Annotated in this window: 15 protein-coding genes; 10 read left to right on the top strand and 5 right to left on the bottom strand. The window is 58.5% G+C overall.

What is annotated here, in order from left to right:
* Window positions 1-321: 321 nt before the first annotated feature.
* Window positions 322-870: a recombinase family protein gene (locus HHL08_RS24685; protein WP_169575517.1), complete on the bottom strand. Its 549-nt coding sequence runs from the start codon at window positions 868-870 to the stop codon at window positions 322-324.
* Complete coding sequence (locus HHL08_RS24680; protein ID WP_169575516.1) at window positions 867-1,022, bottom strand: hypothetical protein; 156 nt, start codon at window positions 1,020-1,022, stop codon at window positions 867-869. The genes HHL08_RS24685 and HHL08_RS24680 overlap by 4 nt, the downstream gene beginning before the upstream one ends.
* Window positions 1,023-1,036: 14 nt before the next feature.
* Between HHL08_RS24680 and HHL08_RS24675 the strand changes: the two genes are divergently transcribed.
* The 5 genes from HHL08_RS24675 to HHL08_RS24655 all read left to right on the top strand — a co-directional run bounded on the left by HHL08_RS24675 (window position 1,037) and on the right by HHL08_RS24655 (window position 3,492).
* Window positions 1,037-1,693, top strand: a complete 657-nt coding sequence (locus tag HHL08_RS24675) for a hypothetical protein (protein ID WP_169575515.1) — start codon at window positions 1,037-1,039, stop codon at window positions 1,691-1,693.
* Between the two features lie 137 nt (window positions 1,694-1,830).
* The gene (locus HHL08_RS24670; RefSeq protein ID WP_169575514.1) at window positions 1,831-2,586 is read left to right on the top strand and encodes a hypothetical protein; all 756 of its coding nucleotides are present in this window, start codon (window positions 1,831-1,833) and stop codon (window positions 2,584-2,586) included.
* Window positions 2,587-2,617: 31 nt separating this feature from the next.
* The gene (locus HHL08_RS24665) at window positions 2,618-2,938 is read left to right on the top strand and encodes a type II toxin-antitoxin system RelE/ParE family toxin (RefSeq protein WP_169575513.1); all 321 of its coding nucleotides are present in this window, start codon (window positions 2,618-2,620) and stop codon (window positions 2,936-2,938) included.
* 3 nt (window positions 2,939-2,941) lie between these two features.
* A complete protein-coding gene (locus HHL08_RS24660; RefSeq protein ID WP_103001674.1) occupies window positions 2,942-3,223 on the top strand; it encodes a helix-turn-helix domain-containing protein in 282 nt (93 codons plus the stop codon).
* Complete coding sequence (locus tag HHL08_RS24655) at window positions 3,223-3,492, top strand: hypothetical protein (RefSeq protein ID WP_169575512.1); 270 nt, start codon at window positions 3,223-3,225, stop codon at window positions 3,490-3,492. The genes HHL08_RS24660 and HHL08_RS24655 overlap by 1 nt, the downstream gene beginning before the upstream one ends.
* Here HHL08_RS24655 and HHL08_RS24650 read toward each other — a convergent pair.
* Both HHL08_RS24650 and mobQ read right to left on the bottom strand, forming a co-directional pair.
* Complete coding sequence (locus tag HHL08_RS24650) at window positions 3,461-3,961, bottom strand: hypothetical protein (RefSeq protein ID WP_169575511.1); 501 nt, start codon at window positions 3,959-3,961, stop codon at window positions 3,461-3,463. The two genes, HHL08_RS24655 and HHL08_RS24650, sit on opposite strands and share 32 nt — an antisense overlap.
* On the bottom strand, window positions 3,958-5,052 hold the full coding sequence (gene mobQ / locus HHL08_RS24645; RefSeq protein WP_169575510.1) for a MobQ family relaxase: 1,095 nt from the start codon (window positions 5,050-5,052) through the stop codon (window positions 3,958-3,960). The genes HHL08_RS24650 and mobQ overlap by 4 nt, the downstream gene beginning before the upstream one ends.
* 169 nt (window positions 5,053-5,221) lie before the next feature.
* Between mobQ and HHL08_RS24640 the strand changes: the two genes are divergently transcribed.
* From HHL08_RS24640 to HHL08_RS24620, 5 genes are all read left to right on the top strand, one after another.
* The gene (locus tag HHL08_RS24640; RefSeq protein ID WP_169575509.1) at window positions 5,222-5,524 is read left to right on the top strand and encodes a mobilization protein; all 303 of its coding nucleotides are present in this window, start codon (window positions 5,222-5,224) and stop codon (window positions 5,522-5,524) included.
* 5 nt (window positions 5,525-5,529) lie between these two features.
* Complete coding sequence (locus tag HHL08_RS24635; protein WP_169575508.1) at window positions 5,530-5,745, top strand: hypothetical protein; 216 nt, start codon at window positions 5,530-5,532, stop codon at window positions 5,743-5,745.
* 4 nt (window positions 5,746-5,749) lie between these two features.
* The gene (locus HHL08_RS24630) at window positions 5,750-7,306 is read left to right on the top strand and encodes a type IV secretory system conjugative DNA transfer family protein (RefSeq protein ID WP_169575507.1); all 1,557 of its coding nucleotides are present in this window, start codon (window positions 5,750-5,752) and stop codon (window positions 7,304-7,306) included.
* Window positions 7,307-7,801: 495 nt separating this feature from the next.
* A complete protein-coding gene (locus HHL08_RS24625) occupies window positions 7,802-8,902 on the top strand; it encodes a replication initiation protein (RefSeq protein ID WP_235955302.1) in 1,101 nt (366 codons plus the stop codon).
* Window positions 8,903-8,994: 92 nt separating this feature from the next.
* Window positions 8,995-9,414 (top strand): DNA-binding protein, encoded by a 420-nt coding sequence (locus tag HHL08_RS24620; RefSeq protein WP_235955301.1) that lies wholly within the window; start codon window positions 8,995-8,997, stop codon window positions 9,412-9,414.
* Window positions 9,415-9,430: 16 nt separating this feature from the next.
* Here the strand turns inward: HHL08_RS24620 and HHL08_RS24615 are convergent.
* The coding region (locus tag HHL08_RS24615) for a hypothetical protein (RefSeq protein ID WP_169575505.1) at window positions 9,431-9,917 on the bottom strand (487 nt) is incomplete at its 5' end.

Raw genomic sequence — 9,917 nt, 5'->3', positions numbered from 1 at the left:
CTTAGGGCTGGCCGATAGAATTCCCGGCTCTTCCATCCTGCGTCTGTATGCCAGTACCAAATACCTGAGAGCAGAAGGCCCAAACCGACGCTTGATAAAAATATCGCAGGATCAGGGGCTGGGATTATCATCCTTCCTATCACTGCAGCGGCAGAACCTGTTAGAAGCCCAACAATAGCCCAAGATGGTAGACCACTTACCAGTTGGGACCATAGCCCGCCGACTACAAGCGGTGCGATAGCAAGCGCATATGGTATGAATTCTGATCTCATTTCTGGATAATGCCATAGTGGGTGTAATGCCAGCAACCGATCATCATCCCTATCGACCGACAAGCCGCGATATGGTCGCCTGACTAACATTGAATAGCGCGGCGACGGTTCGTTGTGTGTCACCAGCGGCCAGCCTATCCAGCGCTTCGGCTCGTTGGTGTGGGGTAAGGGCCGTCTTGCGGCCAAATTTCACCCCACGTGCCCTTGCCTGGATACGCCCTGCGGCTGTGCGCTCGGTGATCCGCTCTCGCTCCCAGCTCGCCGCGATACCCAGCACCGCGATTATCACCTCGGCAAATTGCGATGTCGTATCCACCATCGGCTCGGCCAGCGAACGGAACCCAGCCCCGGCCTCCTCCACCGCGTGGAGGATGTTCAACAGGTCGCGGGTGTTGCGAGCAAGGCGGTCTGTTGCCGTCACCATCAGCACGTCGCCATCGTCAAGGGCGCCGATCGCACGCTTAAGCTGAGGCCGCTCCGCCGTCGCTCCGCTGATCTTTTCCCGATAGATTTTCACGCAACCCGCAGCGGTGAGCTGTGCAAGCTGCTGGGCCAGATCCTGACCATAGGTGGAAACGCGCGCATAACCGTAAATCATGGCTGCAAATCTGCATCAGATTTTTGCATCAGGGAAGGGGCCGGATTCCCTCGGGTTTCGATCTGATGCAAAAATTGTAATTTCTGCATCATCGCAGCACGGGTAGAGACAACTGTGGCTTCGATAGAACTGTTGCAGAGCAGTGCATTCATGCCATTGATCGTTCATGACTGTTATGAATTTTGCGCTGTTCCCTGATGGGGTTTACGTCCTTGCGGACACATTGGTCACTACCGATCAGTTCGAACCTGGCTTCTTCACTTCTAAAGTGCACCCCGTACCGCACCTCAATGGATTGATCTGCGGCACGGGCAACCTTGCCTTCATTCTCGATTGGTCACGGCACGTCTTAGGTCGCATGTTGGCGGTCGATATGGGCCACTTGAACGATTTTGCGTCTGATAGCTTGCGAACTCTCTATGCTGCGCGTCCGGCGGCTGAGCGGAAGGCTATGACCAGCACAATCTATCACCTCGGATTCGACGACCAAGAGAACCAGTTTGTTGGGTTTGCATATCGTTCAACGGCCGATTTCGAAAGCGAGCGCCTTGAGCCTGGGATCAGGACCAAACCTCCTTACATCGGCGCACTGCCCCTCACCGGCTTTCCGAATGATTTCGTAGAGGTATGTCGCGCGCAGCGTGTGGAACAGGATGCTATAATACCGGCAGAGCGAGTATTCATCGGCGGCCATCTCACCGCCTATATGATGCAGGTCGATCGCATGGAAAATGGCGCAGTCGCCGTGGTCACTACGATCACGCGCCCGTTCGAGTTTGAGGACTTTGAAACCATGTACCTTGTTTGTGCATCCACCCGGTAGCTCTTCCATCACTGCTCCGAATTTCGGTATCTCAGTAATTGGTAGTGAGATAATTATTGGTGCCTATAAAATGGTATATCTTGCCAATATGGAGATAATTTACAGAAGCTAATAAGTTTAATATTCAAGGGGGGTGTATGCGTTTCATATTTGCATTGCTAGCTACAGCGTCTGTTGTTCCAGACAATAACATAACATCTAATCTACGAATAATTATTGAAAACTTTTCAAAAATGGAGGCTGATAAGTTCGCTTCCGAAATCACGCCACCAATAGTTGACGGTGAGCATTTTATAATTAAGTTTCCATTTCTTTCTGGAGACAGGTCTGGGGTTGATTCTGGTGGTTCTACTATTTGGACATATGATAACGGAAAATTAAAACTTTGGTTTAATGGAAATGATCCAATCTTCTATAAAGTAGAACGTATTAAAAATGGCTCATATATAGGTGAGAGCAATTTTGGTGTTCGTCGTAATGTATTTAGTTATACTGCGAAAGAATTTGGAATTTTAGCTCTAAGTCGACCTAAGGGAGAGTTCTCTCCGTTCACTACCGAAGATGATATCAAATGGACTCGAAATCACGATGGTGAACAAGCTTTAGATTTAATGAAAAATACGTACATTGTTCAGATGGATGTCAGCGGGCCGGAAGCAAAACGTCTTACGGTAGATACATATGCAGAAGTAGAAGGAACTATTAAAAAAGCCAAGAATGGGAAATTTTCTAATTGCAAATCTCAATACTCTGGTCCGCAAGTAGATAACCCATGGGCATTGACTACACAAAGCTGCTATATTTACGTTTCAATCTCTCGGGTAACTTTTAAGGACAAGAGAGGTAACGTAGTTTTGAAGGAGTGGAAAACGGTCCCCGCTGAGCAGCCTTGACCTTGTGTATCGAATTTGATACACATCTTCCGTGAAACAGATTTCGTTCCTGGGTGACAGCCTCGCTCGGCTTCGTGATTTCCCTGATGATGCCCGCTCCGAAGCGGGCCATCAGCTCAACGAGGTCCAGATTGGCAACGATCCCGACGACTGGAAGCCGATGAAAACCATCGGGCCTGGCGTGCGCGAAATCAGGATCAGGGAGCAATCTGGGGCTTTCCGGGTGATCTATCTGGCGACGTTACCGGAGGCGGTGCTTGTCCTCCACGCTTTCCAGAAGAAAACCCAGGCGACCCCACAGAAGGACATTGAGCTGGCCGCGAACCGTTTACGGGCATGGAAGAAGGAATAGGCGATGGAAGTCCAGACTTTCGATAGCGTCTTTGACGCACTGGCCGACACCCCGGCAGAGGCCGCGAACATGAAGGCGCGCTCCGAACTGCTGTCGGCCCTGAAAAGCCGTATCCGCACATGGGACATGCCGCAGGAAGCGGCGGCGGCACGCCTTGGCATCACCCGCCCCCGGCTCAACGATCTGCTGCGCGGAAAGCTCGGCAAATTCTCCCTCGATGCGCTGGTGAACCTCGCCACGGCATCCGGCCTGACACTGGAAATCAGGATCGCGGAAGCGGCCTAATGGTGCCGATCGACGTGGAAGCGCTGCGCGCCCAGGTACGGGCGATGGACTATCTGCGCGGCACGCCGGATGAAGTGGAGCTATGGCGCGAGGACATGGCCGAATCCCGCGCCAATCTCGCCATTGAAGATATGATCTTGTCGGCCGATGAGGACGCCATGTTCGCGATGATGCTGGATGAGGGCCTGCCCCCTGCGCTGATGCCGTCGGTCATCTTCACCCTCTATGGGCAGGCTACTACCGTTCCCGATCGGGCTGCTGGACTCTGACGCGTCCCGGAAACATCTCTTCGTGGATCGGCTCCACCACCGCCGCCACGCCCTTTTCATTGCTCCGCACCTTGCCCGGCTCGAACATCCGGCCCCGGTCAAGCTGATCCGCGATCCACTCCCGCACCCGCGCGTTCTCGCGCGCCACGCCTTCGGGGTCGCCCTTATGCAACCTGTTGGCGATCGCCTGAGCCACAATGTAATTCCCCTGTGCCGAGCGTAGCTCCGGGTCCGCTGCCGCTTCCTTATCGGTCGCCTGCCTGAACCTGTCGCCCAAGGTCAGCGCGCGACCATCGCCGGCACCCGATGCGCCGGCGCTGCCGGCGACGAGCTGGGCCAGCGTCTCGCCCATGGCGTCCACCTTGGCCTGCATTGCCTCGACCTGACCCGCCAGATTCTCCACCGCCGCCAGCACCGCCCGCTGGGTCGCCAGCAGGGCCATCACTGGATCGTCGCTGTCATCGCTCATCGTTCGCGGCCCCTGTCTCGATCTCTGTCCCTGATGCGCTCCCGATCGCGCTCGGCCTGGTCGTGATCCGACCCGCCCCCCTTGCCGCTCATGCGCGAGGCGATGCGCGCGGCGGCGCTCCCCGGCTCCGGGGTGTCGCGGTCACGTTCGCCCCGCTGCGCCGTCGCCTCCGCGATCCGCTCGGCTGCACTGCGATCGTCAGCCTGGTCCTGACTGCCCCATGCCGCGCTGAGACGGTCGCGCAGACCCTGCGCGATGTCCTTGGCCTTGTCACCGATGCCGCGCATGGTGTCTGCGATCCTGGCGCTCAATTCGCGAAGCTGCTGCGTCAGCTCGCGCCGCTCCCGGTTGCGCGCCTGCACCCCGCGCTGTTCGTCGCCGCGTTCGGTGGACCTTCCCTTGCGCTCCATCGCCACCGCCGACAACGGCACCTTGCCCAACGGCTCCCGGCCTAGATCCTCTTGCCCCTCCGCGTCGCCCCGATCGCGCGCCGCCTCGCGCTGATCCTTCAATGACCGATGGTCTATGCGCTCATCACACCCGGCCCGTTCCAGCGCCTGGTTGGCATGGTCGGCCCAGGCCGAACGCCATCCCTCAAGCCGCTCCGCCGCATTCCAGTCCCGGTTCTTCTTCCCGAACCCCTCGCCGGTCAGGTCACGCATGGTCAGCATGACATGCGCGTGCGGCTGCTCCTGCCCGTCCGCCGAATGGCCCCGGTGCAGCGACACGTCCGCAATCATCCCCTGGGACACGAACTGCTCGCGCACATAGGTCTCGACCAGGGCGCGCCGCCCCTCCGCGTCCAGCTCACGCGGAAGGGAAATTTCCACTTCGCGGGCAAGCTGGGCGTCCTTGCGCCGCTCTGCCGCCTCGACGCCGTTCCAAAGCTGGGCGCGATCGAGCATCCAGTCAGGCGTGCGATCGGGGGCCATGATCTCGCGATACTCGATGTCGGATTTGCGCGTGTAGTCGTGGCATTTGCCAAGGCGCTCGTCGGTCAGCCGCTCGCCCGACCGATAGGCGGCGGCGGCAACCGCGCTGCGCCCGGTGGCCCGCGAAATGACTTTGACGGAACAATGGTAGATCGCCACGACGCCGCGCCCTTCTGCCTTACTGCACTTAAGGGGGAGCCGTCCGGCGGGGGCAACGCCCCCACGAGGACCACGCACATTGGGAACCAATGTATAAGCGTGCCCTTATCTTCATAAGGTAGCCTCATGGCGTTTCGGATGATATAGTGAATTGCCATAGGAGGACGGCATGGTACGGACACCCGTTGAAGAGCGCCTTGAGAAAATGCGCGAGGACGAGCGCAAACTGCGTGAGCGTCGAAAGGCGCTTGAGGCGCGCGTCTCTACCGAACGTCGTAAGGCTGAAACCCGCGAGCGCATCATGCTTGGCGCGTTCATCCTCCACCACCTAGACGAGGATACGCCCACCGGTCGCCAGCTCGCGCCCCTTCTGCAACGCGAACTGCCGATGTTCCTGACCCGTGAGCGCGACCATGCGTTGATGGCCCCTCTGCTGAAGCGGCTGAAGGATAGAACGAGCGAAAAGGAGTGACTGCCATGGATGACGATGCTGTCGTCAAAGCGACCGGGACCGCCCTGTCTACGATCGCCGCCGTTCTCGAGCGCGCTGGGATCGCTAGCGGACAGGAAATCGCAAATCTCATCGGAATGTGCGGCAAGATCGCAAGTGAAGATGGCGATGACAACGAAGGCACAATTCTCGCAACCTGGTCCGGCATGATCGCAGATTCGATCAGCCAGACCCCGAACTAACGTCATGGCAGGCCCGCTGGTCGGGGGCGATCGGGGGATAGGATGGGTTCGTGCGATCGTCGGCGCATTTGTCGTGTGCCTGGTCGTGCAATATCTGGTCGGCAAGCTGCTGCCGGAAGTGCTCGCCAGCGTCATCGCCTGGGGCGCGTTCGCCCTGGTGATGGTCGCGGTCTGGCGGATCAATGGTCGGGCGGGGCGCAACGAGCTGCTCGGCTCGGCCCGCTTCGGATCGCGTGACGATGTGCGCGGCCTGGAATCCGGCGACGGCGATCTGCTCATCGGTCGATCGGCCAAATCGGGCAAGCTGCTCCGCTATGGTGGCCCCGCCCATTTGCTGACGATGGCCCCGACCCGCAGCGGCAAGGGCGTCGGCACCATCATCCCCAATCTGCTGACCCTCGACCGCTCGGTGATCTGCATCGACCCCAAGGGCGAGAACGCGCGCGTCACTGCCAGGGCGCGCGCGACGAAGGGCAAGGTCTGGTGCCTCGACCCGTTCGAGGTGTCCGGGCAACCCCCTGCCCGCTATAATCCGCTCGACCGGCTCGACCCTGCCAGCCTCGATCTAGCCGAAGATGCGATGACGCTGGCCGACGCCCTGGTGCATGATCCAGCGGGGCAAGGTGGCGAGGTCCATTGGAACGAGGAAGCCAAGGCGCTGATCGCCGGTCTGATCCTCTATGCCGTGGTCCATGAGGACCGCGAGCACTGCACCCTGGCGACGGTGCGCGAATATCTGACGCTCGCCCCCAAGGCGTTCGCCGATCTGCTCACCCTCATGCAGGACAGCCGCGGCGCCGATGGCCTGATCGCCCGCGCCGCCAACCGCCAGCTCGGCAAGTCCGATCGCGAGGCCGCAGGCGTGTTGTCGTCGGCCCAGCGCCACACCCATTTTCTCGACAGCCCCCGGATCGTCGCCAGTATGGCCGCATCCGACTTCACATTCGCGGGGTTGAAAGAGGGGGTTTCCACGGTGTTTCTGTGCCTACCCCCTGACCGGCTCGACGCCTATGCGCGCTGGTTGCGCCTGCTGGTCGCCCAGGCACTCACCGACATGGCGCGCTCGCCGGTCAAACCGGTGCGGCCCGTCCTGTTCCTGCTCGATGAGTTCGCCGCCCTGGGCAGGCTCGAACCGGTCGAGCGGGCGATGGGCCTAATGGCCGGTTACGGGTTGCAGCTCTGGCCGATCTTGCAGGACATGCACCAGTTGCGCGCCCTCTATGGCGAGCGGGCGGGCACCTTCATGTCGAATGCCGGGGTATTCCAAGCGTTCGGGGTGAACGATCTCGCCACCGCCGAACTGCTCTCGAAAACGCTGGGGCAGGAAACCCTCGAATATCAGACGGCGGGCTATTCCCAAGGCAGCAGGATCGGCGGGGCAAAACTCACGGAATCGGCCAGCACGCATATCAGCGCCCGAAACCTCATGAACCCCGATGAAATCATGCGGATGCCGCCCACCGACCAACTGCTCATGCTCCAAGGGCAGGCCCCGTTGATCGTGGAGAAGATCCGATATTACGATCAGCGCGAGTTTGCCGGGCTGGCCGATCCCGGTTGAAAGGCCACAGGGAGCGAGAATGTCACCGATGGCGAGCGGGGAAGGGAAAAGGGCCGCGACCCCGCCTCCTGATCGCCCTGGGCCTCGCCACAGGCGCTTAGGACGCGATTGGACGCTGGACCCGCCCCACTTCCCCCTCGGAAGCCCAGCGACCGTAGGTCGCCCTGTGACGGCTCACCGTCACGCATCAAACAGCGCATTGGCCGGTAGGCCAATTCCATATTCCTCATCCTTAGAGCTGCATTTCCTCTCGCACGCCCGCGATGATTCTAGATTCTGGGATTCTATGATTCAGGGGGTATCAAACGCATTGATAATAAAGGCGTATTTCGGCCTATCATGAGGGATGGGGTGGGGCATCATGAGAAATGGGGTGCCCTATTGTGAGTTTTGGGGTGGAGGTATTATGAGAAATGGGGTGCATGAAGTGAGGCCATTTCCTTTCTCACCTCATAATACCTTGACCCTGTTCGCACATCGACCGAATGTCCCATCATGGACGGGACAGCCGACACAACTGGTCGCACGATGGAGGTGGCGCGGATCGAGAAAGAGCGTGGCTCTGACACGATCGTACAGCCGCGCGAGCTAGTCGAAGTCCGCTACGCGCGGGGGGTTTCCCTTAGCCTGTCTGCGCGCAAGGTGTTCGCGTTGATGATGCACCAGGCCGCAGGCGATGCCTGGCGGGACCAGGAACATAGAATCGCCAAGCGCATGTTGCGCGGCTCCCACAACTCCAACGATCGCCTTGCCGAGACGATCGACGAGCTGATGGGTATCTTCTTTGCCATGCCTGACAAGGTGGAAGGCGACCATGGGCGGCGCACCTTCCAGATGATCGAAGAGACATTTGAGGGGGGTGAACAGGGGTGGTTGATCTACCGTTTCACCCGCCGCGCGCGCGACCTCCTGAAAGACAGCGAAGCCTATGCACTCCTGCACCGGGCAACGGTGCTGGCCTTTGATAGCAAATATGCGCTCGAACTATACCAGCTCGGAGCGTTGCTCTACCGACGAGACGTGCCGATCTGGCGCGGCGATGTGGAAACCCTCCGGGCAAAGCTTGGTGTTCCAGAAGGGTCTTACAGCTCTTTCGCCGATCTTCGACGCTTCGTCCTCGATGCCGCAACGGCGGAAATCAACCAGCTTGTGCCGCAGTTCTCGGTGGCATGGGACGTCGCCAAAAGGCGGGGCCGCAAGGTCATCGAGATTGCTATAACCTTCCGCCGCAAGCCGCCGATCGCTGCTGTAGCGGCCGAAGAGGAAAACGAACGCCATCGCGCCGGTCGCCGAGCACGTCGCGATGGCACGGCGGAAACGATACTCGATCCCAGTGCGATCATCGCTGCAACAGCCGCGAATTTGGGCGTGTCTGATGTTTTGCGCTGGCCTGCCGACGATCAGGTGACGGAATTTGGCGCAACGGAGTTGCACGCGATCGGCGTCACCTATGGTGGAGGGCACGCCGTACAGCGGTTGGCCGATCAATATGCGCGGGTGCGAACTGACAAGCGACGCCAGCTCCGGGGAGATGCCCTACGCGAAGATTGGACGACCTGGGTAAGGGGTTGCGCGGAAAAATGGAGTAAACCCTAATGGTTGTCGCTCTTAGGGTTTCGCGATACCCTATAGAAACAGGGACACGTTCCCGGTTGGAAACAGGGGAATAGAGTATGGCAACCGTCTCAATGACGAAGGGGGCTGAACTGGCCGGGGTCAGCAAGGGAACCGTCTCAAAAGCCCTAAAATCCGGTCGTCTTAGCTATGCCGAGAAGACCGATAATGGCTACCTTATCGACACGTCCGAACTGTTCCGGGTGTTTCCTCCGAAACAGAAAGAAACGGTTGATGAGTCCCGCTCAGACACCCCTGATGGAAACAGGGAAACCCTAATAAATTCAGGGGGGTTGCAGCGGGAGATTGAACTGTTGCGTGAACAGCTACAGGATCGTGATGGCGTGGTTTCCGACCTGCGCCAACGGCTCGATAAATCCGAGGAAGAGCGTCGAGAAGCGCAGGCGCGGGTGATCGGATTGCTCACCGGGCCAGAGGCCGCAGAATCGAAACGTGGCTTTTTCGGTCGCCTATTTGGGCGATCGGACGATTGATGAGCGCATATGAAAATTACTGCGCTGATTTGTATCTAGGAATGCCCTTCATACGAACAATTTCGCTGGGGCGCTTAGGCCATTCGCTATCGTCTTTGCGAAGATTCTCAAGATAAGTCGCCTTCCCATATAACTCTGCTGTATATTGGGCTCGTCGTTTATCTATCGCAGGAGAGAGGCGAGTATTTTTTACAAGATAATTCGGTTCTCCATTTGCTGAGCCATATGCTTTGGCGGCGATGCCGCCGACATTATCATTCAGCCAACTGATCTGGCGCGAACTCGCCTCATGAGCAGCATTTTGCATTTTGAAATAATCATTGTCATCTTGGGCGCTATAAAACGCCCTAGCGTGTGATCCTATATCTAGCGCCATCTGGCTTAGGGCTGGCCGATAGAATTCCCGGCTCTTCCATCCTGCGTCTGTATGCCAGTACCAAATACCTGAGAGCAGAAGGCCCAAACCGACGCTTGATAAAAATATCGCAGGATCAGGGGCTGGG

Source organism: Sphingobium psychrophilum (genome assembly GCF_012927105.1).
Classification (GTDB): domain Bacteria; phylum Pseudomonadota; class Alphaproteobacteria; order Sphingomonadales; family Sphingomonadaceae; genus Sphingobium; species Sphingobium psychrophilum.
This window is presented reverse-complemented; position numbering and strand designations above follow the sequence as displayed.

Bases quoted from the DNA above. Each gene is read 5' to 3' on its own strand.
- HHL08_RS24685 (WP_169575517.1), bottom strand. From the start codon at position 870: ATGATTTACGGTTATGCGCGCGTTTCCACCTATGGTCAGGATCTGGCC.
- HHL08_RS24680 (WP_169575516.1), bottom strand. From the start codon at position 1,022: ATGAATGCACTGCTCTGCAACAGTTCTATCGAAGCCACAGTTGTCTCT.
- HHL08_RS24675 (WP_169575515.1), top strand. From the start codon at position 1,037: ATGACTGTTATGAATTTTGCGCTGTTCCCTGATGGGGTTTACGTCCTT.
- HHL08_RS24670 (WP_169575514.1), top strand. From the start codon at position 1,831: ATGCGTTTCATATTTGCATTGCTAGCTACAGCGTCTGTTGTTCCAGAC.
- HHL08_RS24660 (WP_103001674.1), top strand. From the start codon at position 2,942: ATGGAAGTCCAGACTTTCGATAGCGTCTTTGACGCACTGGCCGACACC.
- HHL08_RS24655 (WP_169575512.1), top strand. From the start codon at position 3,223: ATGGTGCCGATCGACGTGGAAGCGCTGCGCGCCCAGGTACGGGCGATG.
- HHL08_RS24650 (WP_169575511.1), bottom strand. From the start codon at position 3,961: ATGAGCGATGACAGCGACGATCCAGTGATGGCCCTGCTGGCGACCCAG.
- HHL08_RS24640 (WP_169575509.1), top strand. From the start codon at position 5,222: ATGGTACGGACACCCGTTGAAGAGCGCCTTGAGAAAATGCGCGAGGAC.
- HHL08_RS24635 (WP_169575508.1), top strand. From the start codon at position 5,530: ATGGATGACGATGCTGTCGTCAAAGCGACCGGGACCGCCCTGTCTACG.
- HHL08_RS24630 (WP_169575507.1), top strand. From the start codon at position 5,750: ATGGCAGGCCCGCTGGTCGGGGGCGATCGGGGGATAGGATGGGTTCGT.
- HHL08_RS24625 (WP_235955302.1), top strand. From the start codon at position 7,802: ATGGACGGGACAGCCGACACAACTGGTCGCACGATGGAGGTGGCGCGG.
- HHL08_RS24620 (WP_235955301.1), top strand. From the start codon at position 8,995: ATGACGAAGGGGGCTGAACTGGCCGGGGTCAGCAAGGGAACCGTCTCA.